18 protein-coding genes are annotated in these 25,260 nt (G+C 70.5%); 10 read left to right on the forward strand and 8 right to left on the reverse strand.

The features are described 5' to 3' along the window. The first annotated feature begins 99 nt into the window (after positions 1 to 99). Positions 100 to 2,220 carry a protein-disulfide reductase DsbD gene (locus Q7T09_RS01870; RefSeq protein WP_304697266.1) on the forward strand — a complete coding sequence of 707 codons (2,121 nt, stop codon included), beginning with the start codon at positions 100 to 102 and terminating at the stop codon, positions 2,218 to 2,220. Here Q7T09_RS01870 and Q7T09_RS01875 read toward each other — a convergent pair. After that, the gene (locus Q7T09_RS01875; protein ID WP_304697267.1) at positions 2,217 to 2,657 is read right to left on the reverse strand and encodes a hypothetical protein; all 441 of its coding nucleotides are present in this window, start codon (positions 2,655 to 2,657) and stop codon (positions 2,217 to 2,219) included. The two genes, Q7T09_RS01870 and Q7T09_RS01875, sit on opposite strands and share 4 nt — an antisense overlap. A 99-nt stretch (positions 2,658 to 2,756) precedes the next feature. On the opposite strand from Q7T09_RS01875, the gene pgi reads away from it, so the two are divergent. The 3 genes from pgi to plsY are packed head-to-tail and all read left to right on the forward strand — an operon-like array spanning position 2,757 to position 5,936. Next, positions 2,757 to 4,370, forward strand: coding sequence for a glucose-6-phosphate isomerase (gene pgi, locus Q7T09_RS01880; RefSeq protein WP_304697268.1), 1,614 nt, complete (start codon positions 2,757 to 2,759; stop codon positions 4,368 to 4,370). A gap of 18 nt (positions 4,371 to 4,388) precedes the next feature. Continuing rightward, positions 4,389 to 5,258 carry an SDR family NAD(P)-dependent oxidoreductase gene (locus Q7T09_RS01885; protein ID WP_304697269.1) on the forward strand — a complete coding sequence of 290 codons (870 nt, stop codon included), beginning with the start codon at positions 4,389 to 4,391 and terminating at the stop codon, positions 5,256 to 5,258. Between the two features lie 18 nt (positions 5,259 to 5,276). Beyond that, a complete protein-coding gene (plsY, locus tag Q7T09_RS01890) occupies positions 5,277 to 5,936 on the forward strand; it encodes a glycerol-3-phosphate 1-O-acyltransferase PlsY (RefSeq protein ID WP_304697270.1) in 660 nt (219 codons plus the stop codon). Positions 5,937 to 5,938: 2 nt separating this feature from the next. On the opposite strand, the gene Q7T09_RS01895 is transcribed toward plsY, so the two are convergent. Further along, positions 5,939 to 6,721: a siderophore-interacting protein gene (locus tag Q7T09_RS01895; RefSeq protein ID WP_304697271.1), complete on the reverse strand. Its 783-nt coding sequence runs from the start codon at positions 6,719 to 6,721 to the stop codon at positions 5,939 to 5,941. A gap of 372 nt (positions 6,722 to 7,093) precedes the next feature. Between Q7T09_RS01895 and hisS the strand changes: the two genes are divergently transcribed. The 3 genes from hisS to hisG are packed head-to-tail and all read left to right on the forward strand — an operon-like array spanning position 7,094 to position 10,646. Beyond that, entirely contained in the window at positions 7,094 to 8,566 is a 1,473-nt protein-coding gene (gene hisS / locus Q7T09_RS01900) for a histidine--tRNA ligase (protein WP_304697272.1), read from the forward strand. Beyond that, entirely contained in the window at positions 8,563 to 9,699 is a 1,137-nt protein-coding gene (locus Q7T09_RS01905) for an ATP phosphoribosyltransferase regulatory subunit (RefSeq protein ID WP_304697273.1), read from the forward strand. The genes hisS and Q7T09_RS01905 overlap by 4 nt, the downstream gene beginning before the upstream one ends. Beyond that, entirely contained in the window at positions 9,696 to 10,646 is a 951-nt protein-coding gene (gene hisG, locus Q7T09_RS01910; RefSeq protein WP_304697274.1) for an ATP phosphoribosyltransferase, read from the forward strand. The genes Q7T09_RS01905 and hisG overlap by 4 nt, the downstream gene beginning before the upstream one ends. A 325-nt stretch (positions 10,647 to 10,971) precedes the next feature. Here hisG and Q7T09_RS01915 read toward each other — a convergent pair whose 3' ends face one another. From Q7T09_RS01915 to Q7T09_RS01940, 6 genes are all read right to left on the reverse strand, one after another. Beyond that, positions 10,972 to 13,017 (reverse strand): M13 family metallopeptidase, encoded by a 2,046-nt coding sequence (locus Q7T09_RS01915; protein WP_304697275.1) that lies wholly within the window; start codon positions 13,015 to 13,017, stop codon positions 10,972 to 10,974. 83 nt (positions 13,018 to 13,100) lie between these two features. Further along, positions 13,101 to 14,732 (reverse strand): AMP-binding protein, encoded by a 1,632-nt coding sequence (locus Q7T09_RS01920; protein ID WP_304697276.1) that lies wholly within the window; start codon positions 14,730 to 14,732, stop codon positions 13,101 to 13,103. Positions 14,733 to 14,811: 79 nt separating this feature from the next. Further along, positions 14,812 to 15,300, reverse strand: a complete 489-nt coding sequence (locus Q7T09_RS01925) for a copper chaperone PCu(A)C (RefSeq protein ID WP_304697277.1) — start codon at positions 15,298 to 15,300, stop codon at positions 14,812 to 14,814. Between the two features lie 32 nt (positions 15,301 to 15,332). After that, positions 15,333 to 15,809 carry a YcnI family protein gene (locus Q7T09_RS01930; RefSeq protein WP_304697278.1) on the reverse strand — a complete coding sequence of 159 codons (477 nt, stop codon included), beginning with the start codon at positions 15,807 to 15,809 and terminating at the stop codon, positions 15,333 to 15,335. Further along, on the reverse strand, positions 15,797 to 17,863 hold the full coding sequence (locus tag Q7T09_RS01935; RefSeq protein ID WP_304697279.1) for a TonB-dependent receptor: 2,067 nt from the start codon (positions 17,861 to 17,863) through the stop codon (positions 15,797 to 15,799). Before Q7T09_RS01935 ends, Q7T09_RS01930 begins: the two co-directional genes overlap by 13 nt. Positions 17,864 to 17,927: 64 nt before the next feature. After that, entirely contained in the window at positions 17,928 to 18,203 is a 276-nt protein-coding gene (locus Q7T09_RS01940; RefSeq protein ID WP_304697280.1) for a hypothetical protein, read from the reverse strand. Positions 18,204 to 18,405: 202 nt separating this feature from the next. Here Q7T09_RS01940 and Q7T09_RS01945 point away from each other — a divergent pair, with 202 nt between their 5' ends. The 3 genes from Q7T09_RS01945 (at position 18,406) to putA (ending at position 25,252) form a co-directional block, all read left to right on the forward strand. Further along, positions 18,406 to 20,193 (forward strand): cation:proton antiporter, encoded by a 1,788-nt coding sequence (locus Q7T09_RS01945; protein ID WP_304697281.1) that lies wholly within the window; start codon positions 18,406 to 18,408, stop codon positions 20,191 to 20,193. Between the two features lie 607 nt (positions 20,194 to 20,800). Next, a complete protein-coding gene (locus tag Q7T09_RS01950) occupies positions 20,801 to 21,985 on the forward strand; it encodes an OmpA family protein (protein ID WP_304697282.1) in 1,185 nt (394 codons plus the stop codon). 177 nt (positions 21,986 to 22,162) lie between these two features. Continuing rightward, on the forward strand, positions 22,163 to 25,252 hold the full coding sequence (gene putA, locus Q7T09_RS01955; protein WP_304697283.1) for a bifunctional proline dehydrogenase/L-glutamate gamma-semialdehyde dehydrogenase PutA: 3,090 nt from the start codon (positions 22,163 to 22,165) through the stop codon (positions 25,250 to 25,252). Positions 25,253 to 25,260 lie beyond the last annotated feature (8 nt).

The raw sequence follows: 25,260 nt of genomic DNA on the forward strand, positions 1-25,260 counted from the left end.
ATGACAAGTCGAGCGCTTTGCGGATCGGCGTCCGCACGCCATATAGCGGCCTTGGGCGCAGTTTGGGACAACGGCATGACGCGTTTGATGGCGAGAGGCATGGCCGCCCTGGCGATGGCGGCGGCTTTCGCCCTTCCGGCCCAGGCCGCGCCGGTCCAGACCGGACACATCGAGGCCGAGCTGGCGCCCCGCGATCAGGGGATCACGCCTGGCGGGACCACCTATGTCGCCCTGCGCCAGAAGATCCAGCAGGGCTGGCACACCTACTGGCGCAATTCCGGGGATTCCGGCGAGGCGACCCAGATCAACTGGACCCTGCCGGCCGGCTGGACCGCCGGCGACATCGTCTGGGCGAGGCCCACCCGCCAGCCCACCGGCCCGCTGATGAACTACGGCTACCAGGGCGAGGTGTTGCTGCCGGTCGCCGTCACCGCGCCGAAGTCCGCCAAGCCTGGCGACACCATCACCCTGAAGGCCGCCGCGGCCTTCCTGGTCTGCGAGGAGATCTGCGTCCCGGAGGACGCGGTCCTGACCCTGGACCTGCCGGTGGTTGCCGCCGCGCCGTTACCCGACCCCAGGTGGGGCGCGGCCATCGCCAAGGCCCTGGACGAGGCGCCCAAGCCCGCCGGCCTGACGGCGACCTTCGCCCGGATCGGCGAGGGCCTGACCCTCTCCGTCACCGGCGCGCGCCTGAAGGGCGCAGACCTGGCCGAGGCCTATTTCTATCCCTTCAAGTCCACGGTCATCGATCACGCCAAGCCCCAGGCCATCGAGCGGGGCCCCGAGGGCCTGACCCTGACCCTCACCCCCGGCTACGACTTCACCAAGGGGACCGCGCCCGCGGCCCTGGATGGGGTGCTGAGCCTGGGCGGCCAGGCCTATGAGCTGACCGCCGCCGAGGGGCCACCTCCAGCGGGCAGCTCAGGGCTGGGCGCGCCGCCGGCCAAGGTCAGCGCGATCGCTCCCGGCGCGGGCCTCGGCCTGGCCCTGGCCTTCGTCTACGCCCTGGTGGGGGGCCTGGTCCTGAACCTGATGCCCTGCGTCTTCCCGATCCTCGCCATGAAGGCCACCTCGCTCGCCGGTCACGCCCATGAGCGGGCCGCGGCCCGCGCCCAGGGTCTGGCCTTCCTGGCCGGCGTCCTGGCCACCTTCCTGACCCTGGCCGGCGTGCTGATCGCCATCCGGGCCGGCGGGTCGGCGGTGGGCTGGGGCTTCCAGCTGCAGTCGCCGGCGGTGGTGGCGGGCCTGGCCCTACTGATGTTGGCGGTGGCGCTGAATCTGTCGGGCCTGTTCGAGGTGGGGACCTCCCTGCAGGGGGTCGGCACGGGCCTGGCCTCCCGGCGTGGCCTGGCCGGCGCCTTCTTCACCGGGGCCCTGGCCGTCGTGGTGGCCGCCCCCTGCACGGCGCCCTTCATGGGGCCGGCCCTGGGCTGGGCCCTGACCCAGAGCGAACCCGTGGCGCTGGCGGTCTTCCTGGGCCTTGGCCTGGGCTTCGCCGCTCCCTTCACCCTGGCGGCCTTCGCGCCGGCCCTGCTGGCCAAGCTGCCCAAGCCGGGTCCCTGGATGGAGACCTTCAAGAAGCTGATGGCCTTCCCGATGTACGGGGCCGCCGCCTGGCTGGTCTGGGTTCTGACAGTCCAGGCCGGCGAGATGGGCCTGGCCCGCATTCTGGTCGCCGCCGTCGTCCTGGCCCTGGCCGCCTGGATCCTGGGGCTGGCGCAACGTCGACAGGCGCAGGGCGGCAAGTCCCTGGCCCTGGCGGGCGTCGGGGCGGCGCTGGCCATCGGCGCCTTCGTCCTGGTCCTGGTCCCGGCCTACGGGACGCCCGCCGCGGCGGCTGGCAGCGCCGATGCGGCCGAGCCGGGGACCATCCCGGCCGGAGTCTACAGCCCCGAGGCGGTGGCGGCGGCGCGCGCGACCGGCAAGCCGGTCTTCGTCAACTTCACCGCCGCCTGGTGCGTCACCTGCCAGGTCAATGAGAAGGTCGCCTTCGGCACCGCGCAGGCCGCCGAGGCCTTCGCCCGCACCGGCGCGGTCTATCTGAAGGCCGACTGGACACGGAAGGACGCGGTGATCGCCGCTGAGCTGGCCCGCCACGGCCGGGCCGGGGTGCCGCTCTATCTCGTCTATGGCGTGACGGACCCCGAGCCGAAGATCCTGCCCCAGTTCCTCACCCCGGCGATGGTGGCCAAGGCCCTGGACAAGGCCAGGTCCAGCTAGACCGGCGCGCTCGACGGGGCGGTGATGACCTCGACATTGTCGTTCAGCAGATAGGCCATGTCGCGCAGGGCCAGGTCGCGGTCCTTAGGCGTGGCGGCGGCGGTGACGGCCTCGAGCTTCAGCGGCAGGTCCTGGGAGATGCCGCGCAGGATGCATTTCAGGTCGCCGTCCGTGCCCCGCCGGGCCAGCAGCAGGTGACCCTGCATGTCGAGGGCGGCCAGTTCGCCGATCTGGGTCTTGAAGGTGGGGGGCAGGGCCTTGCCGGCGCGCACGCTATCGACCTGCGCCCTCAAGGCGCCGGCGCGCTTGACGATGTCGGCGAAGAGCGGCTCCAAGGCCACCGCCGAGGGCGGCGTGCTGAGGCCCGCGCCCGGCGAGACCGGGCCGGTGGCGGCGAGCCACAGGAAGGCGAGGGCGGCGGCGGCGTCGCAGGACATGACGATCCTCGTTGCGCGAACTAAGACAGGGGACTGTGCGCTCCACCTAGCCGCAACATGGTAAACGCGATCCTACCGCGCGACCTGAAGGTAAGCTTGATGACGACCCGTGACGCCGCCTGGACCAACCTGAGGAACGCCGCCGTCGCCGCCCGCGACCCGATCGCCGGCCTGTTCGCCATCGAGCCCGAGCGGATGGAGAAGATGGTGGTGGAGGCCGCCGGCCTGAGGATCGACCTCTCCAAGCAGCCCTGGTCCCTGGGGGATCTCGACACCGCCCTGACCCTGGCCCGGGCCTGCGACGTGGAGGCGGCCCGCAACCGCCTGTGGGCCGGGGAGCTGGTGAACGCTTCGGAGAACCGGGCGGCCCTGCACATGGCCCTGCGCGCGCCCGACGGGGCCGACTTCAAGGCCGGCGGCGTCCCGGTCTCCCGCGAGGTGGAGGCCACCCGCAACGCCATGCGCGCCTTCGCGCGGGCGGTCCGCTCCGGGGGACGGACGGGCGCCGGCGGCAAGCCCTTCAAGGCCATCGTCCATATCGGCATCGGCGGCTCGGACCTCGGCCCCCGCCTGATCTGGGAAGCCCTGCGGCCGCCGAATCCCGACATCGAGCTGCGCTTCGCCGCCAATGTCGATCCGTCGGAGACGGCGCTGGCCCTGGCCGGCCTGGACCCCGCCGAGACCCTGGTGGTGGTGGTCTCCAAGTCCTTCACCACCCAGGAGACCCTGGCCAATGCTCAGGTGGTCCGCGCCTGGCTGCGGGCGGCGCTCGGCCCGGCGGGCGACGCCCATCTGGTGGCGGTGTCCGCCGCGCCGCAGACGGCCCAGGCCTTCGGCGTTCCCGCTGACCAGGTCTTCGCCTTCTGGGACTGGGTCGGCGGGCGCTATTCGATCTGGTCGGCGGTCGGGCTCTCCTGCGCCATCGGCCTGGGCTACGACGTCTTCGATCGCCTGCTGGCGGGGGGCGCGGCCCTGGACGAGCATTTCCGGCGCACGCCGCTGATGCTCAACGCCCCGGTGCTGCTGGCGCTGGCCCACATCTTCAACCGCGACGGCCTGGACCGGCCGATCCGGGCGGTCATCCCCTACGCGGCGCGCCTGCGCCTGTTCCCTAGCTTCCTGCAGCAGCTGGAGATGGAGTCCAACGGCAAGCGGGTGGACCAGCAGGGCCGGCCCGTCACCCACGCCACGGCCGCCTCGGTGTTCGGCGACGCAGGCACCAATGGTCAGCACGCCTTCTTCCAGATGCTGCACCAGGGGACCGACGTGATCCCGGTGGACTTCGTGGCGGCGGCCAGGAGCTCGGAGGGTGAGCCGGCCAACCACACCATCCTGCTGGCCAATGTCATCGCCCAGGCCGAGGCCCTGATGGTGGGCCGCGGCGAGGCCGATGTGCGCGAGGAGCTCGCCGCCCAGGGCCTGTCGCCCGCCGAGATGGACATTCTCGCCCCCCAGCGCACCTTCCCCGGCGACCGTCCCTCCAGCTTCATCCTGATGCAGGCCCTGACGCCGGAGGCCCTGGGCGCCCTGATCGCCCTGCATGAGCACAAGGTCTTCGTCGAGGGCGTGCTCTGGGGGATCAACAGCTTCGACCAGTGGGGGGTGGAGCTGGGCAAGACGCTCGCCACCCGCATCCTCGCCGAACTGGAAGGCGGCGCGCCCGGCGTCCATGATCCCTCCACCGCCGATCTCGTCGCGCGGCTCAAACTCTAGATCCTTGAAGGAATTCCCATGCGCGACCTGACCGGCAAGACCGCCTTCATCACCGGCGGGGCCAGCGGCCTGGGCCTGGCCATGGCCCACGCCTTCGGCGAGGCGGGCATGAACGTCATGCTGGCCGACATCGAGGAGGCGCCCCTGGCGGCGGCCGTGAAGGAGTTGGAGGAGCGCCAGATCCGCGCCAGCGGCGTGCTCTGCGACGTGGCCATCCGCAAGGCGGTGGAAGCCGCGGCGGCCAAGACCATCGAGACCTTCGGCAAGGTGCACGTGGTCTGCAACAATGCCGGGGTCGGCGCCGGCGGCCCCATCGACCAGGTGCGGCATTCCGACTGGGACTGGATCCTGGCGGTGAACCTGATGGGGGTGGTCTATGGGATGGAGACCTTCCTGCCGCTGATCCGCGCGCACGGCGAGGGCGGGACCTTCGTCAACACCGCCTCCATGGCCGGGATGATCTCGCCGCCGGGCATGGAGCCCTACAGCGCCACCAAGTTCGCCGTTGTGGCCATGTCGGAGGGCTGGGCCGGCCAGCTGGCGCCGGAGAACATCAATGTGGCGGTGCTCTGCCCCGGCTTCGTGAAGACCCAGATCAACAAGTCGGGCCGCACCCGCCAGGCCCAGTTCGGCGGCCCCGTGGAGAGCCCGGTGACCGCGGATTCCCTGGTGGACAACGGCATCGATCCCGAGCGGGTCGGCCGCCGCGTCCTGGAGGCGGTGCAGGCCGACGAGCGCTACATCTTCACCCACCCCGACATGCGGCCCTTCGTGGAGGCGCGGTTCGCGGGCCTGATGGCCGCCTTCGACGCCGCCGCCGCCAGCCCGGCGCTCAAGGGGATGGACTACAAGACCCCCGACCTCAGCGGGATGGCGACGCCGTCCTAGTCGGCCCGGAGGCGAACCATGGTGTTCTGGATCGCGAGCGTCGCCGGCTTGGTGGTCGCCTACCTGCTCGGGGCCACGCCCACGGGCTATCTGGCGGGGAAGTGGCTCCAGGGTATCGATCTGCGTGAGCAGGGCTCCGGGTCCACCGGGGCGACCAACGTCTTGCGAAACCTGGGGCTGGGGGCCTTCGTCGTCGTGCTGCTGGTGGATGTGGCTAAGGGCGCCGCGGCGATCCTCTTCGCCCTCTGGTTCTATCCCTGGCTGCATACCCTGCCGGCGCTTACGCCCCCGGCAGCGTCCGATACCCTCACGCCCTGGGCGGTCTGCCTAGCGGGGCTCGCCGCTCTCGTCGGCCATAGCTGTTCGATCTGGCTGGGGTTCAAGGGCGGCAAATCGGTAGCGGCGGGGTTGGGCCTGCTGCTGGCCATGGCCTGGCCGGTGGGCCTGGGCGGCCTGGCTGTGTTCGGCGTCGCGGTGGGGATCACCCGGATGGTTTCGCTGGGCTCGATCCTGGCGGCCCTGACCGCCATCGTTCTGATCTGCGCCTTGGAGCAGCCACTGGCCTACCGGCTGCTGGTGATCGCCGGCGGCCTCTACGTGATCGTGCGTCACCGCGCCAATATCGGGCGGCTGCTGGCCGGGACGGAGCCCCGTCTGGGGCGGAGTTCCGCGAGCTAGGTTCAGCCCCGCATCCTTGCCGCCATCTCGGCCTCGTCGCGGATGTGGTCGTGGCCGCCCTGGCGGCCGGGACGCCAGTAGCCCTCGGCGCTGATCTGGTCCTTGGCGAAGCCGCGGGCCAGCAGGCCCTGGCGTTGGGCGCGCACCGTGCTGGTCTCGCCGATGACATAGGCGTGGCCGCGGCCGGGGCGCGGCGCGAAGAGGGCCAGGCGGTCGATCAGGCGCGGACTGCCGGGGACGGCGGGGCCGCCCCGCACCAGCCACTCAAGTTCGACGTCGCAGACGGCGTTCAGGGTCTGCTGATCGGCCTTTTCGGCCACCTCGATGAAGGCGAAGGCCTTGGCGCGAGCCGGCAGGCTCTCGATCATGGCGAAGATCCCCGGCAGGCAGGTCTCGTCGCCGACGAAGACATGCCAGTCAGCGGCCGGGTTGATCATGGTGTGGCCGCGCGGGCCGCGGGCCTCCAGCTGGTCGCAGGGCTTGGCGGCGAGCGCCCAACGCTCCGCCGGTCCGCCGTGGCCGTGCAGGACGAAGTCGATGTCCAGCCGGCCCGCCGGCTTGTCCGCCGAGCGGATCGTGTAGTGGCGGCGGCCGGGCTGGCCGTCGTCGTCGGTCATCATCAGCACCAGGTCCTGGCCGGGCCGGTGGTCGAACCTCGTCAGGTCCTCGGTGGAAAAGGTGATGCGGCGCATGTGTGGGGTCAGGTCGCGGGCTTCCACCACCGTGAGGGGCCAGAGCGGCATCGGCGGCCGAAGGGGGCGGGTGGCGGTGAAGGTGTCGGTCATGGGGAGGCTCGTCGCTGCTATCTAGATATATCGAAACACAGACGATATGTCTTTGCAAGCAGCTCTCATCTGGCGAGGGGACTCGCCATCCCACACCGGCCGCGCTATAGGCCCGCCCACAATGACCGCCACCGCGCTCCACCACGGCCACCACCATTCGACCCGCCACGGCGGGCTCGGCCGGGGGCGTTTGGCCTAAGTTCCCCGGCGCCGAGCCCCCCGCAGACGCGGATGGGGCTTGAGCGAGATCGCCAGGCGCCATCCGTCGAACCCCACCTTTCAGGGATACAGACGATGGAATTCTCCGCTCCTTTCCAGCCACGCCGACGCCCGCGCCTTGCCGCGCGCGCCGCCATCGCTTAAGCGCGCGCCATGACGAATGACCCGACACGTCCGGAAGCCCGCGCGCCGCGCGGCTTCAACGACCGCCGCGCGCGGGACCTCACCGCCGAGCGCCAGATCCTGGCCAAGGTCTCGGAGGTCTATGAACGCTACGGTTTCGAGGCCTTCGACACCGGGGCGCTGGAATATGCCGACGCGCTGGGCAAGTTCCTGCCGGACGCCGACCGTCCCAACGAAGGGGTCTTCGCCCTGCAGGACGACGACGAGCAGTGGATGGCCCTGCGCTACGACCTGACCGCGCCGCTGGCCCGGTTCGTCGCCCAGACCTGGGAGACCCTGCCCAAGCCCTTCCGCCGCTACGCCTTCGGCACGGTGTGGCGCAACGAGAAGCCCGGCCCCGGCCGCTTCCGCGAATTCACCCAGTGCGACGCCGACACCGTGGGCTCGAGCCGGCCCGAGGCGGACGCCGAGATCATCGCCATGGCCGCCGACGGCCTGTCGGCGGCAGGGCTGCCGGCCGGCGCCTATGTCATCAAGATCAACAACCGCAAGCTCCTGAACGGCCTGCTGGCCACGGCCGGAGTCACCACCGAGGGCCAGAAGCTGGCGGTGCTGCGGGCCGTCGACAAGCTCGACCGCCTGGGGACCGAGGGCGTGCGCCTGCTGCTGGGGGAGGGCCGCAAGGATGAGTCCGGCGCCTTCACCACGGGGGCGGGGCTGGCGACGGCCGCCGCCGAGGCCGTGCTGGCCTTCACCGCCGCCGGCGCCGCGGGCCGCTCCGAGACCCTCGACCGCATCGCCAATGTCATCGGCGGCTCGCCGGAGGGTGACGCGGGCCTGGAGGAGCTGTCGCGGATCGACAAGGCTCTGATCGGCATGGGGGTCGCCCCCGACCGGGCGATGTTCGACCCCTCCATCGTGCGCGGCCTGGAATACTACACCGGCCCGGTCTTCGAGGCCGAGTTGCTGCTGGACACCAAGGACGAGAAGGGCGAGCCCGTGCGGTTCGGCTCCGTCGGCGGCGGCGGGCGCTATGACGACCTGGTGGCGCGCTTCACCGGCGAGCAGGTCCCCGCCACCGGCTTCTCCTTCGGCGTCTCGCGCCTGGCCTCGGCCCTGCGGGCGGCGGGGCGGGACCTGGGCGGACAGGCGCGCGGGCCCGTCGTGGTCATCGCCTTCAACACCGAGGACATGCCGGCCTATTACGGCGTGGTGGGGGAGCTGCGCGCCGCAGGCATCGCCGCCGAGGTCTATCTGGGCAGCTCGGGCATGCGCCCGCAGATGAAGTACGCCGACCGCCGGATGGCGCCGGCCGCCATCATGCTGGGGGGCGACGAGATCGCCGCCGGCACGGTGACGGTGAAGGACCTGGATCTCGGCCGCGAACTCTCCGCCGGAGTCACCGACAACGCCGAGTGGCGCGAGCAGCGACCCGGCCAGCAGACCATTCCGCGCGCCGAGCTGATTCCGGCCCTGCGCCGCATCCTGGACGCCCAGCCGTGAGGGCCGAACCGCGGGTTCCCGCAGGCGCCCTGGCCGCCATCCGCGCGCCCCTGAGCGAGGGCGCCTCGAGCGTCGATGCGCCGATCCTGCAGCCGCTCGGCCTATTGCTGGAGCTGGCCGGCGAGGCCATGCGCGCCCGGCTGTTCGTGGTCCAGGCCGAGGGGGGCGAGGAGTCCTGCCTGCGGCCCGACTTCACCGTGCCGGTGACCCGCCAGCACCTGGACGCCGGCGCCGCCTCCGGTCGCTACTACTATGAGGGCAAGGCCTTCCGCGCGTCGCCCGACCATCCCGACCGTCCCGAGGAGTTCGTGCAGATCGGCCTGGAACGGTTCGACGCCCCTGGCGCCCCGACCCTGGAGGCCGACGCCGAGATCGCCGCCCTGGCCTGGCGCTCGGCCCTGGCCGGCGGCCGCGACGACCTGCTGCTCTGGCTGGGGGACATCGCCCTGTTCGCCGCCTTCGTCGACGGCCTGGACCTGGCGCCGTCCCTGGCCGCCCGCCTGAAGCGCGCGGCCTCGCGGCCCCGTCTGCTGCAGGCCGAACTGGCCCGCGCCGGCGCCGAGCCGACGGCCGTGGAGAGCGGCGCCCTGGCCGATCTGCTGGCCAGCCGCTCGCCGGACCAGGCCGCGATCCTGCTGGAGGAGGTCTGGGCTCTGGCCGGGATCGAGCCCGTGGGGGGCCGCGGCCCCGCCGAGATCGCCCAGCGTCTGATCCGCCGGGCCGAGGCGGCTACCGCCCCGGCGCTCACCCTGCGACAGGCCGACAGTCTGCGCCGCTTCCTGGCGGTGGCCGATACGCCGCCCGCCGCCCTGGCGGCCCTGCGCGACATCGCTGGACCCAAGGCCGGCGCCTTCGGCGCGGCCCTGGCCGAATGGGAGAGGCGGCTGGCCCTGCTGGTCCAGGCCGGCGCGCCGGCAGGCGGACTGATGCTAGCCACCGCGCTCGGCCACGCCTTCGAATATTATGACGGCCTGACCTTCGAGGTCCGGTCCACCGCGCTCGGCGCCGACCGGCCGGTGGCCGTGGGCGGGCGCTATGACGGCCTGCCCGTGCGCCTGGGCGGACCAGCCGGCGCCCGGGCCGTGGGCTGCATGGTCCGCCCCTGGCGCGCCTTTGCGGGAGGCGAGGCATGAGCGGTCCCCTGATCATCGCGGTCCCCTCCAAGGGCCGCCTGAAGGAGCAGGTCGAGGCCTGGCTGGCCGACTGCGGGCTGAAGCTCTCGGTGAGCGGCGGGGCCCGGGGCTACATGGCCGAGATCAAGGGCCTGGCCGGCGCCCAGGTGCGCCTGCTGTCGGCCGGCGACATCGCCGAGGCCCTGGATGCGGGCGAGGTCCACCTGGGGATCACCGGCGAGGACCTGCTACGCGAGCGCGGCGGCGATCTGGACAGCCGCGCCCTGCTGTTGCGGGCCCTGGGCTTCGGCCGCGCGGACCTGGTGGTGGCCGTGCCCAAGAGCTGGCTCGACGTCGACACCATGGCCGACCTGGAGGAGGTGGCCCACGACGTCCTGGCCCACAGCGGCCGGCGCATGCGGGTGGCCACCAAGTACCTGGTCCAGACACGTGGCTTCTTCGCCCGGCACGGGGTGGCCGACTATCGGATCACCGAGTCGGGCGGCGCCACCGAGGGGGCTCCGGCCGCCGGCGCCGCCGAGCTGATCGTCGACATCACCACCACCGGCGCCACCCTGCTGGCCAACGGGCTGAAGATCCTCGCCGACGGGGTGATCCTGAAGAGCCAGGCCCAGCTCGCCGCCTCCCTGCGCGCCGCCTGGTCCGACGAGCAGCTGACGGTGGCCGAACACCTGCTGCGGGTCATCGAGGCCCGGGCCACGGCCCACGAGAGCGCCACCCTGGTCTGGCCGGCCGGAGACAAGGAAGACGCCCTGATCGACGAACTGGTGGCCGCCGGCGCCTCGCGGCGGCCTCACGGCCTGCTGGTGCCGGTCGACCGCATCGCGGCGGTCTCGACCTTGCTCACCGCGCGCGGCCGGGGCCCGGTCACCGCTTCGCGGCCCGACTTCGTGTTCGAGACCAGTTGTGTTCCGTTCGACACTCTCGCCCAGCGCGTCAAGAATTGACAGGCGAGTCAAAAATAACGCCGTCTGGCGATTGAATCCACAGGATCGCGGAAATCTGATCGAAATTAAGCGGCCCGGCGGATTTCACCGCATTGACTCGGGCGAGAAATTGCCGTTTTCTCAGTCCTGCGAGAGACATGGCGACACTAGTTCGACAGTCTCCGGCGTTTCGGGGAGGAAACGCCCGCTCAATAAGAGCTCCGGCTCAAAATAAGGCCCGCTGCGATTATCCCCCGCAGCGGGCCAAATTTTTGCCCGACGCAGATTTTGACACTTGAGTCAAAAATGGTGGGGCCCGATCACCCGGGCCCCACCCTCCAGATCCTCACCAGATGCGGACGCGGTTTTCCGGGGCCACGTACATCTTGTCGCCCGCCTTGACGCCGAAGGCCTTGTAGAAGGCGTCCACGTTCTGCACCGGGATGTCGGCGCGGTACTGCTCGGGGGAGTGCGGGTCGGAGACCAGCCGCTGGCGGGTGCGGTCCTCGCGGGACTTGGAGCGCCAGACCTGGGCCCAGCCCAGGAACACCCGCTGGTCGCCGGTCAGGCCGTCGATCACCGGCGCCGGCTTGCCCTTCAGCGAGGCGTGATAGGCATCCAGCGCCAGCAGCACCCCGCCCAGGTCGGCGATGTTCTCGCCCATGGTCAGTTCGGGATTGATGTGGGCGCCCGGCAGGACCTCCACCGCGGCGTATTGCGCGCCGTACTTCTTGGCCTGGGCGTCGAACTTGGCGGCGTCCTCGGAGGTCCACCAGTCGGTGAGCCGGCCGTCGCCGTCGGACTTGCGGCCCTGGTCGTCGAAGCCGTGGGTGATCTCGTGGCCGATCACCCCGCCGATGCCGCCGTAGTTGATGGCCGGGTCGCCGTCGGGATCGAAGAAGGGCGGCTGCAGGATGGCGGCGGGGAAGACGATGCCGTTCTTGGTGGGGGAGTAGTAGGCGTTGATGGTGGGGGGCGTCATGCCCCATTCCTTCTTGTCGACCTTCTCACCCAGGCGGTTGACGGTGCGGTTCCACTCAAAGGCGGTGGCCCGCGCGACATTGCCGTAGAGGTCGCCGTCCTTGATGGTCAGGGCCGAATAGTCCCGCCAGGTTTCCGGATAGGCGATCATCACGCTGAACTTGGCGAGCTTCTCCAGGGCCTTGGCCTTGGTAGGGCCGCTCATCCAGGTGAGCTTCTCGATCCGGCCCTTCATGGCGCCTTTGATGTCGGCCACCAGGGCGTCCATCTTGGCCTTGCTCTCCGGCGGGAAGTAAGCCTCGACGTAGAGCTTGCCCAGGGCTTCGCCGATCTGGCTGTCCACCAAGGTCACGCCGCGTTTCCAGCGGTCGGCCTGCACGGGCTGGCCCGAGAGGGTCTTGTTGCGGAACTCGTAATTGGCCTGGTCGAAGTCCTTGGAGAGATAGGGCGCGGCCTGGTCGGCGAGGTGGAAGGCCTGCCAGGCCTTCAGGGTGTCCAGCGGGGTCTTGGCGTAGAGGGCCGCGATCTTCGGGAAGGCGGTGTTCTCGGCCACCACGACCTTCTGCGCGCCGGAAAGGCCCGCGCCGGCCATGAAGGCGGTCCAGTCGAAGCCGGGGGCGTAGGCCGCCAGGTCCTTCACCGCGAAGGGATTGTAGGTCTTGTCGTCGTCGCGGCGCTCGGCCCGGGTCCAGGAGACCTTGGCGATCTCGGTCTCCAGCTCGACGATGGCCTTGGCGTTGGCCGCCGGGTCGGCCCAGCCCGACAGGGTCAGCAACTTGGCGACATAGGCCTCGTAGGCGGCCTTCTGCGGGGCGAACTTGGGGTCGAGATAGTAGTCGCGGTCGGGCAGGCCGAGGCCGCCCTGGATCAGGGTGACCACATAGTGCTCGGGGTCCTTGGCGTCGTCGCCGGGATAGGCGCCGAAGACCGAGCCGCCGAACATCATCTGCGACCTGCCCATCAGGCGGGCGACGTCGCTCAGGGTCTTGGACTTGGAGATCTCGGCCAGGTCGGCGGCCATCGGCTTGGCGCCCAGGGCGTTGACGGCGGCCTCGTCCATGAAGCTGCGATAGAGGGCGCCTATCCTGGCCTCGTCGCCGGCTGCGGCCGGGTTGGCCGAGGCCTTTTCCAGCACCGCCCGCATGCGGTTGACCGAGAGTTCGTTGAGCTTGTCGAAGGAGCCGTAGCGCGAGCGGTCGGCGGGGATCTCCATCTGCTTCAGATAGGTCCCGTTGGCGTACATATAGAGGTCGTCGCGGGGGCTGACGCTCAGGTCTCGGCCGGCGCTGTCGAAGCCCCAGGGGCCCATGCGCGGCGCCTTGGCCAGGTCCGTGGCGTCTGCGGCCAGGGCGGGAACGGCGCCGAGCGCCAGGGCGGACGCCGCGCAGGCGGCGAGCCAGAAGGTCTTCATGGGGTGTTCAAAGCCTCGGAAGGGGTTTGGGCGCGACCATGACTCGGTCGCGCCCTCCCTGGCTCGTTACATTTTGGTTACGTTCAGGCGCTGACGCCAAGCTTGGCCAGGGCCATCGCCTTGAGGGCCTTGTAGTCCAGCTTGCCGTTGGGCGCCCGGCCGACGGGCGCCAGGACCAGCTCGCGCGGGGCCTTGTAGTCGGCCAGGTGGCTCTTCACGTGGGCGGCCAGCTCGGCCAGGGTCGGCTCGGCCTTGCCGATCACCTCCACCACCGCGCAGATTCGTTCGCCGAAGCGCGGATCGGGCACCCCCACCACCGCGGCGTCACGCACGCCGGGAAAGCGCTTGAGGGCCTCTTCCACTTCCTCGGGGAAGACCTTCTCGCCGCCGGTGTTGATCACCTGGGAGCCGCGGCCCAGCAGGGTGATGGAGCCGTCGGCCTCCACCGTCGCCCAGTCGCCGGGCACGCTCCAGCGCTTGCCCTCGAAGGTGCGGAAGGTCTTGGCCGACTTTTCCGGGTCCTTGTAATAGCCGCTCGGCGTGAAGCCGCCGACCGCTACCAGGCCGCGGACGCCGGAGCCGGGCAGGACGCGCTCGCCCTCCTCGGTGAACACCGCCGCGTTGGGGCCCGTGGTGAACTTGGCGGTGCCCGCCGCAGCGCCGCCGCCGGAGACCGACGAGGCCAGGCCCAGCGCCTCCGACGAGCCGAGGCTGTCCATCAGCATGATATGGGGCAGGTGCTTGAGCAGGCCCTGCTTATTCTCCGCCCCCCACATGGCGCCCGAGGAGACGATGCGCTTGAGGCTAGGCATGGGCCACTTACCGGGGTTGGCCTCCAGGGTCTCCAGCATGGGGGCGGCGAAGGCCGGTCCCACGATGATTAGGCCCGAGACGCCCAGGCGCTGGACCTCGTCGAACAGCTCGGCGGGGTTGAACCGGCGCGATGGCAGGGTGGCTACCGCGCCGCCGGACACCAGCTGGCCAAAGCCGATGAACTGGCCGGTGGCGTGCATCAGCGGGGCGACCGGGATGGTGATGGGCTGGTCGCCGGAGGCCTCGACGGCCTTGGCGCGCTCGCCGGCCTCGGCCACCCGCTCCATGGGCGGCAGGCCCAGCAGCAGGTTGGCGCCGCCGCCAAGACCCTTGAACAGGTCCTCCTGGCGCCACATCACGCCCTTGGGCATGCCGGTGGTGCCGCCGGTGTACATCAGCAGCAGGTCGTCGGCCGACCGGTCCCAGGGGGCCTCGACCCGATGGGCGCCCTTGGCGACGATGTCGTCATAGCTCACCGCCCAGTCGGGGATCGCGCAGCCCGGCTCGGGAACCGCGACCCAGGTCTTCACCTTGGGCAGCCGGCCCCGCACCTTGTCGGCCATCTCGGCGAAGGAGGCGTGGAACACCACGGCCTCGGCGTCGGCGTTGTCGAACAGGTAGGTCAGCTCGTCGCCGCCGTACCGGTAGTTGGTGTTGAAGGGGACCAAGCCGCCCTTGAAGGCCGCGAAATAGGTCTCGATGTATTCCGGCGCATTGTAGAGATAGGCGGCGACCTTCGACTGCTGGGTTAGCCCCGAGTCGATGAAGTGCTGGGCGAGCGCATTGGCGCGCCGGTCGAAGTCGCGCCAGCTGATGACGCGGCTACCATGAATAAGGGCGGGGCGGTTGGGGATGGCCGAGGCCACCGACTCCCACAGGTTGGCGTAATTCCAAACCTCCACGGGCAATCCTCCATACTTAAAATATGGAGCGCATAAACGTTCGGTCGGCGCTGCTGTCAACGCCGACCGAACGGTCGTTTTAGTGGTTCATATGGTCCATGGGCATGGCGCCCATGGGCGCGGCGCCGCCTGTCGGACCCGCGCCCACGGCGAATTCGATCTTCAGGCGTGCGCCGCTGGAAAAGACCAGGGTGGCGGGGACGACGTCGCCGGCCTTCTGCGTCTTGGCCAGGCCGATCAGCATGATGTGGTAGCCGGCCGGGGCGAAGGTGATGGCCTTGCCGGGCGGCAGCAGGACGCTGTCGAGGCGCTGCATCCTCATGACCCCGCCGTCCATGGAGGTCTTGTGCATCTCGACGATCCGGGCCGCCGGGCTCTCGACGGCCGTCAGGGTGTCGGGGGCGACCCCCCGGTTGGTCAGGGTCATGTAGCCCGCGCCGTTGGTTCCGGCGGCCGCGGGCCGGCTCCAGGGCTGGTCGACCTCCAGACCGCCGAGGCGGTAGGTGGCGGCCTGGGCCGGGGCGGAGATCAGGACGGCGGCCGTCAGGCCGAGGATCAGGTTTCGCATAAGGTTCACTCTATATCAGGTTCAGATCAGGTTCAGGGCTGTTCGGTCGGCGCGACACGGAGCGCTGGGGCGGGATGGGAGAGACCGCCGGGCGGCTCGCCCGGGTCGGGGATCTGGGTCCATTGGGACTCCTGGGTCCCGCAGGTCTGGACGGTGGGGAAATAGAGAACGCCCCCAGCCGCGGGCAGCTTCACCAGGATGGCGAAGGTGTCGAACTGGTCAGCCGGCAGGTCGCCGCGCCAGGTGAAGGCCGTGGGGCGGTCGCCCACCTTCTCGATGTTCAGCGTCCAGCCCGGCTTGGGTTGGGGCCGGGCGCTGGCCAGGCCTTGCGGCAGCTCGAGGCGCAGAGCCGTGGTGGCCGCCTCGCCGCAGCCGTGGCCGACCCGGAAGCTCACCGTCTGGTAGGCGCCGGCCGGCGCCTGGCGGGGCTCGGCGCCGACATGGGCCAGGGCCGGGGACGCCGCCAGGCAGACCCCGGCGGCGATGGCGGCGGATCTCAATAGCGCCATGTCAGGCCTCCGAAGACGGACCGGCCCTCGCCGGGGAAGAAGACCGCCTGCGAGACGAGGCGGGCGTCGGTGATGGCGCTGACGTTGGAGACGTAGCGGGTGTCGAACAGGTTGCGCGCGTCGAGGAAGAGGCTGAGGCCGTTTCCGAGCTTCCATCCCGCGCCGAGGTTGGCCACGGCGTAGGACGAGGACCTCAGGCTGTTCTGATAGTCGACGACGGTGTCCTTAATCGACCATTCCACCGAGGGCGCCACGAACCAGCCGAAGGGATGCTCGTAGCGAAGCTCGGCCCGATAGAGGTGCTCGGGCACGACGGGCAGGCGGTGGTCGCCGTACTGGACGTCGCCCTCGAACCTGAAGTCCGACCAGGCGTAGGTCTGGCGTAGCCGCAGACCCTGGGCCAGGGTCCAGTCGAGGCCCGCCTCCAGGCCCTGGTGGATCGTCTTGTCGGCGTTGAAGGTCGAGGCGGGAATCCCCTGGGCGGGGTTGACCGTGTAGTTGAGCAGCTCGTGCTCCAGCTGGGCGCGGTAGAGGGTGACATCCCAGATGAGCGCGCCCCGGCGTCCGCGGGTTCCGAGCTCGCCGGTCCAGGCCTCCTGCGGCCGCAGGGGCGTGAAGCCGCCGACGGTGGGCGCCAGCGCGCTGAAGTTGGGCGGCTCCACCGAGCGGGTCAGGTTGGCGTAGACCTGGGCGCCGCCCGCATCCTGCCAGATCACGCCGACCCGCGGGGCGAACCAGTCGTCGTCCTTGCCGGCAGCCAGGTTGAAGGTGGAGGCCACCCCCGGCAGCTTGAAGCCCTGATAGTCCCGCTCGGCCCGGCCATAGGAGCCGCCCGCCACCAGGGCGACCTGGTCGGTCACGAAGACCCGGCCCTCGGCGAAGACGTCCAGGGCCCGGGCGTTCTGGCGGCTCTTGGCGGTCTGGGCGCCGCGCGAACCTCGGACATTGACCCACTGGTTGGCGTCCAGGTCGCCTGAGCGGAAGGAGGCGCCGTAGAAGGCGTCGGCGCGGCGGCCGGCCAGCTCGCCCTCCCAGTCGAAGCGGCCGAAGGCGCCCCAGTTGCGGCTTTCCTGATCGATCACCTGGAAGATGGGGTGATCGAGATCCTTCCAGGTCGCATAGACCCCGCCCTCGAACACCGTCGAGGGGCTGAGGCGCCAGTGGGTCTGCAGGGCGGCGCGCATCGAGCCCATGTCGCGCTGATAGTTCAGCGCCCGGTTGCCGGGGTTGGCCGCCTCCGGATCGGACATGACCTGGGCCAGGGTCACCGCGCCCGGGATCTCCTGGTGGACATAGCCGCCGTGGATCAGCAGGCGGACCTCCTGCTCCTCGCCGAAGCGGCGACCGATGTTCAGGCTGGCATGCTGTTCCTGGCCCGCGCTCTGCGTCCGCCAGCCCTCCGCCTGCTGGGCGGTGACCGCGGCGAAGGCGTCCCAGTCGCCCCAGACCCGGGCCGCCTCGGCGTGGCCGCGCAGGGTTCCATAGGATCCGCCCTCGATCCGCAGCAGATTGTCGCCGCCGGCGTCGCGGCCCGTCGGGGTCACCAGGTTGATCGCCCCGCCCAGCAGCGCGCCGCCGAAGCGCAGGGCGTTGCCGCCCTTGTAGACCTCGGTGTAGCGGGCGATCGACGGATCGATCAGCTGGAAGTCGCCAAAGCCGTCGGCCTCGTTGAAGGGCACGCCGTCCTGGGCCAGCAGGGTCCCGCGGTTGTGGGTGGAATTGCCGATCCCCGAGCCGCGGATCGAGAGCCGCGTGTCGCCGCCCCACTTCTTCTGGGCGTAGACGCCGGGGACGTCCCGCAGAAGGTCGGCGACGCCCGGGGCGTAGCGGTTGGCGTAGGATTCGGCCGAGATCACCGCTACGGCGCCAGGAGTCTCCGAGAGGCGGGCTCGGGCGTTGGCGACGACGGGCGGATCCTCGGGATTGCGGGCGGCGGTGACGATGACGCTGTCGACGACGGTGGGCTGCTCTTCGGCCAGGGCGAAGGTCGGGGCGGCCAGGGCGCTGGCGGCGAGCAGGACGACGCGCAGCGAGGCGCGCGAGAACTTGGGCATGTGAAAAATCCAGACTCAAAGACGTCAGGACGCGCGCGGACGCAGGCCGGCGCGTGGTGAAGTGTCAGGGAGTCTGGGTTGGAGGGCCCTGGCCGAAGGGACGGGGTGGCGCGCGGGCGCCGCGCAGGACGACCTCGACAGTCGCCACTTGAGCGATGCGCTCGGCCACATAGGCGATCGGGACGACCGACAGCTCCGGCGTCGTCGTCACCGCCAGGGTCGCGCCGAGGCAATCGTGGCAGGGCAGGCCGGCGAAGCCCTTCTGGGCCTTGCCGTCGTGATCCAGCACCACGGTCGTGGCGCCCTGCGGCGTGCAGAGCTCGACGCGGACGGCGCCCATCGACTCCGCGGCGAGGGCCGCGGCTGGGACGAGCGCCTGGATCAGGAGGGCGGCGACCGCGAACAGGACAGCCAGGAGCGAACGCCCCCGCGACCTGCCTCGATGCGCCCCGATTTGCATGGCGCCGGTCATAGGGCCTCGAATACGGGTTCCGCAAGACCCCCTGCCCCGGGCATAGTGAACTCGCCCACAAGGAGAGCGCATGGAAGGCCACGTTTCGCCCGGCGAATACAAGGACGTCATTCTCTTTCTCGCCACCGCCGGCGTGATCGTGCCGCTTTTTCGCCGTTGGCGGATCAGCCCCATCCTCGGCTTTCTCGGCGCCGGCGTGGTGCTTGGCCCCTATGGCCTGGGCGCCCTGAGCGGCAGCCTGCCCTGGGTCGGCTACTTCACCATCGACAATCCTGACGAGGTCGCCCAGCTCGCCGAGTTCGGTGTGGTGTTCCTGCTGTTCATGATCGGCCTGGAGCTCTCGTGGGAGCGACTCCGGCTGATGCGCCGGTTCGTCTTCGGCATGGGCGCCCTGCAGGTGGGTCTCTGCATCGCCGCCATCGCCGCGGTCGCCATCTTCTTCGGCGTCGATCCGATCGCCGCCATCGCCATCGGCGCGGCCCTGGCGCTCTCCTCCACCGCGGTGGTCATGCCGATTCTGACCGAGCAGAAGCGCCAGCACTCCACCGCCGGACGCGCCACCTTCTCGGTGCTGCTGTTCCAGGACCTGGCCGTGGCTCCCATCCTGATCACCCTGGCCATCCTCGGCCGCGGGGGCGGCGACCAGGCCTTCTCACCTAAACTGCTGCTGGCCTTCGCGCCCGCCGTGCTCGGCATCCTGGGCCTGGTGGTGTTCGGCCGGCTGCTGCTGCGGCCCATGCTGAAGTCGGTGGCCCGCGCCAAGAGCGAAGAGCTGTTCATGGCCGCCTGCCTGCTGGTGGTGATTGGAGCGGGGTTGGTGAGCGCCCTGACCGGCCTCTCCATGGCGCTCGGCGCCTTCATCGCCGGCCTGCTGCTGGCCGAGACCGAGTACCGCCATGAGGTCGAGGTCACCATCGAACCCTTCAAGGGCCTGCTGCTGGGTCTGTTCTTCCTCTCGGTCGGCATCGGGCTGGATCTCTCCATCCTGGCGGCCAAACCCCTGCTGGTGCTGGGCATGGCGGCGGGCCTGATCGCGCTGAACGCCTCGGTGGTCTATGGCCTTGCGCGGCTGTTCGGGATGAAGTCGCCGCCGGCGATCGAGGCCGGCCTCCTGCTGGCCGGCGGCGGCGAGTTCGCCTTCGTCATCCTGTCGGCGGCCATGGGGGACGGGATCGTCGACCGTGCGATCGGCCAGACGGTGCTGGTCTCTTCCACCCTGTCGATGATGTGCATTCCGCTGCTGGCGGCCCTGGGCCTCAAGCTCGGGGGCCGCAAGGTGTCCGGGGAGGGCTTGGCGGTGGAGCCGATCGCCCCGGCCGACGGCGAGAAGCCCCGCGTCCTGGTGGTCGGCTACGGCCGGGTCGGGCGGCTGGTGGGCGACATGCTCAGCCGCCACGACATTCCCTGGGTCGCCGCCGAGCGGGATCCGCGCTTGGTGGAGGCCGCCCGCCGGGCCGGAGAATCAATCTTCTTCGGCGACGCCTCGCGCCCTGAGTTCCTCAAGCGCTGCGGCCTGGAGACCGCGCCGTCCCTGGTGGTGACCATGGATGCGCCGGACGGGGTGGAGACCATCGTGGCCACCGCGCGCCAAATGCGCCCCGACCTGACCATCGTGGCCCGCGCCCGCGACGCCCGCCAGGCCCAGAGGCTCTACGAACTGGGCGCCACCGACGCCGTGCCGGAGACCGTTGAGGCCTCCCTGCAGCTCTCCGAGGCCGTGCTGGTGGAGATCGGCGTGCCCATGGGGCTGATCATCGCCTCCATCCACGAGCGCCGCGACGAGTTCCGCAAGTCCCTCAACCGGCCCGAGGCCCTGGGCGGCCGCGTGCGCCGCTATCGGCGCAACGCCGAGGCGTGAGTCCGCCGCCCGCCCGCGCCGATATTCCACGGTTGGGCGAACATGTTGTTCATCTTGAACAAAGTGAGTCACAGTGCGGTCTTAAAGAGACACAGCCGCCCCATCTTCGCCTGGAGATGGCCTCGTAAAAATTGTCGGGAACCAAATTTGGGAGCCGACGTTCTCGGGGTTCGGTGCGACAGGGGCGCGCTAGTGAAAGAGGGGTGAGGGATGTCGCGCGAGCGGTTCGGAAGGATCGAAACAGAGGCTGTTTCGCCGTCCGTACGGGCCTGCGACGTTCCGGCTGGTTTACAAGATCACTGTGGAACTCGGCGACGGATGGGGGGAGCCCTGGGCGACCGTTTGATTCGGCGTGGCCAAGTTCAACATCAAGATTCGACACTCCGGCGTCCGCCAGGCACGCTGAAAGTGGCTCGAAGGAGGACACTGTCTTCCGTCCCGAAGTTGATCGCTGAGGGGTTTATTGTGTAGCGTCCTGGCGTCTAGTTCGCGGGTCGGGCAGATTGGCGGTCGGTGTGGCTTCGGCGACACTTTCGCCGCGCTTCGGCCTTGTTATAAAGGTGCTGGGTCATATGGCCGCAGCAGAGGGCAATGAGAGGGCTCTGATATGAAATTCAAACTCCTAGCGGGAGCCGCCCTGGCTGCGGTGTTCGCCGCGTCCGGTGCTTCCGCGCAAGAAGGCTGGTACGGCGCCGTCGACCTTGGCTACCACTGGCCGGAAGGCATCGAAGCCGACTCGTCCAACAATGCGGCCAACGCCAAACCCTATTCCTGGACTTTCGATCAGGAAAAGGATTGGGCCGGTTTCGCTCGTCTCGGCTACCAGCTGAACGACAACTGGCGCGTTGAACTCGAAGGCGGCTACCGTCCGGGCGACATCAAGTCGGTCCGCGGCGGCACGGGCAACTCGATCCTGGGTCTCTGCACCCCGGGCGTGCTGCGCACCGTCGGCGCTCCGAAGTGCGGCGCCCCGACCGGCGAGATCGAGTCGTGGACCGTCATGGGCAACGTGCTCTATGACTTCGCCCCCGGCGCGACCATCAATCCCTTCGTCGGCGCTGGCGTGGGTATCAACCACGTCTCGCTGAAGACCGTCGGCCAGTTCTCCAGCGTGACCGGCGCGATCACGGCGGCGAACCCCGCCATCCAGAACCTGACCATCGACGACGACGATACGGCGCTCGCCTATCAACTCATCGCCGGTCTGGCCTGGCAGGCGACCGACAAGCTGAACGTCGACCTGACCTATCGTTGGCTCGGCGGCTCGGACCTCGACTTCGCGTCGACCGGTTCGAACGCGCTGCAACCCGGCGTCTTCAGCGGCGAATACCGCGACCAATCGGTGACCCTCGGCCTGCGTTACTCCTTCGCTTCGCCGCCGCCGCCCCCGCCGCCCCCGCCGCCCCCGCCCCCGCCGCCTCCCCCGCCCCCGCCTCCTCCGCCCCCGCCGGCGTATGAGGCCAAGCAATTCATCGTCTACTTCCCGTTCGATCAGTACGTGCTGACCCCGGACGCGCAGGCGGTGGTTTCGGAAGCTGCGAACTACGCCAACGCCGGCCACGCCACCCAGGTGGTGGTCGTCGGTCACACCGACTCCTCCGGTTCGCCGGCCTACAACGTCCGCCTGTCGGAACGTCGGGCCAAGGCCGTGGCTGACGCGCTCGTCGGCCAAGGCGTCGGCGCCGGTACGCTGCAAGTCGACTGGAAGGGCGAAACCATGCTCGCCGTTCCGACCGGCGACGGCGTGAAGGAACCGCTGAACCGCCGTTCGACGATCGACATCAACTTCTAAGATATCGATCTCGGCGGTTCGCCGAACTAAGCGAGGGGCCCGGTCGCAAGACCGGGCCCTTTTGCTATGGGCCGGGCGAGCGCCGTCCAGCGCAGCCTTGTCGCGGTTAATTCTTCGCGTCCGCCTTGTGTTTTCCGCAACAATTTCGCATTTTCTGCCCGAACTTGAGGGCCGGACATGTCTTGGGACCATCTCGACCGGGATAAATTTTCAGACGAGCGGGAGGCCGTGGCGGCCCTGCTCGCTAGTCGGCCCCTGTCGCCCGAGGATCGCGAGGAGGTGCGCCAGGAGGCCGAGGCCCTGGTCCGCTTCGCCCGCAAGGGCGCGGCCAAGCAGGGGGTGGTGGAGAGCTTCCTGCAGGAGTTCTCCCTGTCGACCCGCGAGGGCCTGGCCCTGATGTGCCTGGCCGAGGCCCTGCTGCGAACCCCCGACGAGGGGACGCGCGACCGGCTGATCGCCGAAAAGATCGCCTCGGCCGACTGGGCCAGTCACCTGGGCCGCTCCGATAGCCTGCTGGTGAACGCCTCGACCTGGAGCCTGATGCTCACCGGCAAGCTGATCGATCCTGACGAGGAGGCGCGCGCCGACCTGCCGGGCTTCATCCGCCGGCTGGCCGGACGCCTGGGCGAGCCGGTGATCCGCCAGGCCGTGGGCGCGGCGGTTCGAATCATGGGCGAGCAGTTCGTCCTGGGGCGGACCATCGAACAGGCCATCAAGCGGGCGGGCGCGGACGGATTCGTCTGCTCCTTCGACATGCTGGGGGAGGGGGCTCGCACCGCCGGCGACGCCGACCGCTACGAGACCGCCTATGCCGACGCCTTGACCACGGTGGGGTCCAAGTCCACGGGGCAGGGGCCGGAGGCCGGCCACGGCGTCTCGGTGAAGCTCTCGGCCCTGTCGCCGCGTTACGAGGCCCGCCAGGAGGACAAGGTCTGGGCCGACCTCTATCCGCGCATCCTGCGCCTGGCCAAGATCGCCGCCCAGGCCAACATCAACCTCACCCTGGACGCCGAGGAGGCCGACCGGCTGGTCCTCTCCCTCAAGCTCCTGGAGCGCCTGGCCGCGGAGCCGGAGCTGGGGACCTGGAAGGGGCTGGGCCTGGCGGTCCAGGCCTACCAGAAGCGCAGCCCCCGGACGATCGAGGCGGTGGCCGACATCGCGCGCGGCGCCGGCCGGCGGCTGATGGTGCGGCTGGTGAAGGGCGCCTACTGGGATTCCGAGATCAAGCGCGCCCAGGTGGGCGGCTTGCCGGGCTACCCCGTCTACACCACCAAGGCCGCCACCGACGTCTCCTACCTGGCCTGCGCCCGGGCCCTGCTGGCCGCGGCGCCGGCCCTCTATCCGCAGTTCGCCACCCACAACGCCCACACCCTGGCGGCCGTGCGGCAGATGGCGCGCCGGGCCGGGGTCGAGCCCGAGTACCAGCGCCTGCATGGCATGGGGGAGGCGCTTTATGCGGGCGCGGTGGAGCGCTACGGCCCGCTGAAGCTGCGGGTCTACGCGCCGGTCGGCGGCCACGAGGACCTGCTGCCCTATCTGGTGCGCCGCCTGCTGGAGAACGGCGCCAACACCTCCTTCGTCCACGCCCTGCTGGACGAGAAGACCCCGGTCTCGGCGGTGGTGGGCGATCCCATCGCCACGGTGGAGGCCGCCGGCGGCGCGCCGCACCCGCGCATTCCCCTGCCGGTCGACCTCTATGGCTCGGCCCGCAAGAACTCCACCGGGGTGGACCTATCCATCGCCGCCGACCGCCACCGGCTGAGCGCCGCCGTGACGAGCCTCGACTTCCTCACCGGCCGGCCGATCGTCGCCGGCCGCGAGACCGGAACCGGGACGGGCGCCCCGCGCACCTCCCCCAGCGACCTGCGCCGGCTGATCGGCCAGGCCTGGAGCGCCGGCGAGGCCGACATCGAGGCCGCCTTCACCGCCGCGCGGGCCGCCCAAGCCGCCTGGGACGCCCGCGGCGGCCACGGCCGGGCCAAGGTGCTGCGCGCCATGGCCGAGGCCCTGGAGGCCCACCGCGACCAGCTGATCGCCATCTGTGTCGCCGAGGCCGGCAAGACCTACGGCGACGGCGCGGCCGAGGTGCGGGAGGCCGCCGACTTCTGTCGCTACTACGCCCACCTGGCCGAGCGCCAGTTCGCGGGCCCCGAGACCCTCAAGGGCCCGGTGGGGGAGGTGAACCAGCTCTCCCTGCATGGCCGCGGGGTCTTCGTCTGCATCAGCCCCTGGAACTTCCCCCTGGCCATCTTCACCGGCCAGATCGCCGCGGCCCTCGCCGCCGGCAATTCGGTCCTGGCCAAGCCGGCCGAGCAGACTCCGCTGATCGCCGCCGAGGCGGTGCGGCTCTTCCACAAGGCCGGCTTGCCGGCCGATGTGCTCCATCTGCTGCCCGGCGACGGCGCGAGCGTGGGCGGCGCGCTCACCGCCCACCGCGGCTGCTCCGGCGTGGCCTTCACCGGCGGCACAGACACCGCCTGGGCCATCAACCGGACGCTGGCGGCTCGCCCCGGGCCCATCGTTCCCTTCATCGCCGAGACCGGCGGCCTCAACGCCATGTTCGTCGACACCACCGCCTTGCGCGAACAGGTGATCGACGACGTCATCGCCTCGGCCTTCGGGTCGGCCGGCCAGCGCTGCTCGGCCCTGCGCATCCTGTTCGCGCCCCGGGAGACCGCCGACCTGCTGATCGAGGGCCTGGCCGGGGCCATGGACGCCCTGGTGCTGGGCGATCCCGCCGACCCGCGCACGGACATCGGCCCGGTGATCGACGAGGACGCGCGGGCCGCCCTGAACGCCCACCTGGCGCGGCTGACCGCCGAGGCCAGGGTGATCCGGCGGATGGCCGAGCCGGCCGGGGGGCACTTCTTCGCCCCCACCCTGGCGGAGATTCCATCCTCGGCCTTCCTGCAGAAGGAGGTGTTCGGACCGATCCTGCACGTGGTCCGCTACGACCCAGCCCGGCTGGAGGAGGCCTCGGGTCCGCTGGCCGCCGCCGGCTATGGCCTGACGCTCGGGATCCACAGCCGCATCGAGGGCTTCGCCGACCAGGTCCGCGCCGCGGTCCCGGCGGGCAACGCCTATGTGAACCGCTCGATGATCGGCGCCGTGGTGGGCGTCCAGCCGTTCGGCGGCGAGGGCCTGTCGGGTACGGGCCCCAAGGCCGGGGGGCCGCACGCCCTGCTGCGCTACGCGGTCGAGCGGGCGGTGAGCGTCAATATCGCCGCCCAGGGCGGAGACCCAGCGCTCCTGAACCTCAACCCCTGACGCGCGTT

Source organism: Phenylobacterium sp., from assembly GCF_030645195.1.
Lineage (GTDB): Bacteria > Pseudomonadota > Alphaproteobacteria > Caulobacterales > Caulobacteraceae > Phenylobacterium.

Coding starts and splice junctions, on each gene's coding strand:
- hisG (WP_304697274.1), top strand. CDS start 9,696: ATGAGCGGTCCCCTGATCATCGCGGTCCCCTCCAAGGGCCGCCTGAAG.
- Q7T09_RS01935 (WP_304697279.1), bottom strand. CDS start 17,863: ATGCCCAAGTTCTCGCGCGCCTCGCTGCGCGTCGTCCTGCTCGCCGCC.
- hisS (WP_304697272.1), top strand. CDS start 7,094: ATGACGAATGACCCGACACGTCCGGAAGCCCGCGCGCCGCGCGGCTTC.
- putA (WP_304697283.1), top strand. CDS start 22,163: ATGTCTTGGGACCATCTCGACCGGGATAAATTTTCAGACGAGCGGGAG.
- Q7T09_RS01940 (WP_304697280.1), bottom strand. CDS start 18,203: ATGGGCGCCGTCCGCGTCGAGCTCTGCACGCCGCAGGGCGCCACGACC.
- Q7T09_RS01875 (WP_304697267.1), bottom strand. CDS start 2,657: ATGTCCTGCGACGCCGCCGCCGCCCTCGCCTTCCTGTGGCTCGCCGCC.
- Q7T09_RS01945 (WP_304697281.1), top strand. CDS start 18,406: ATGGAAGGCCACGTTTCGCCCGGCGAATACAAGGACGTCATTCTCTTT.
- Q7T09_RS01925 (WP_304697277.1), bottom strand. CDS start 15,300: ATGCGAAACCTGATCCTCGGCCTGACGGCCGCCGTCCTGATCTCCGCC.
- Q7T09_RS01915 (WP_304697275.1), bottom strand. CDS start 13,017: ATGAAGACCTTCTGGCTCGCCGCCTGCGCGGCGTCCGCCCTGGCGCTC.
- Q7T09_RS01930 (WP_304697278.1), bottom strand. CDS start 15,809: ATGGCGCTATTGAGATCCGCCGCCATCGCCGCCGGGGTCTGCCTGGCG.
- Q7T09_RS01895 (WP_304697271.1), bottom strand. CDS start 6,721: ATGACCGACACCTTCACCGCCACCCGCCCCCTTCGGCCGCCGATGCCG.
- pgi (WP_304697268.1), top strand. CDS start 2,757: ATGACGACCCGTGACGCCGCCTGGACCAACCTGAGGAACGCCGCCGTC.
- Q7T09_RS01885 (WP_304697269.1), top strand. CDS start 4,389: ATGCGCGACCTGACCGGCAAGACCGCCTTCATCACCGGCGGGGCCAGC.
- plsY (WP_304697270.1), top strand. CDS start 5,277: ATGGTGTTCTGGATCGCGAGCGTCGCCGGCTTGGTGGTCGCCTACCTG.
- Q7T09_RS01870 (WP_304697266.1), top strand. CDS start 100: ATGGCCGCCCTGGCGATGGCGGCGGCTTTCGCCCTTCCGGCCCAGGCC.
- Q7T09_RS01950 (WP_304697282.1), top strand. CDS start 20,801: ATGAAATTCAAACTCCTAGCGGGAGCCGCCCTGGCTGCGGTGTTCGCC.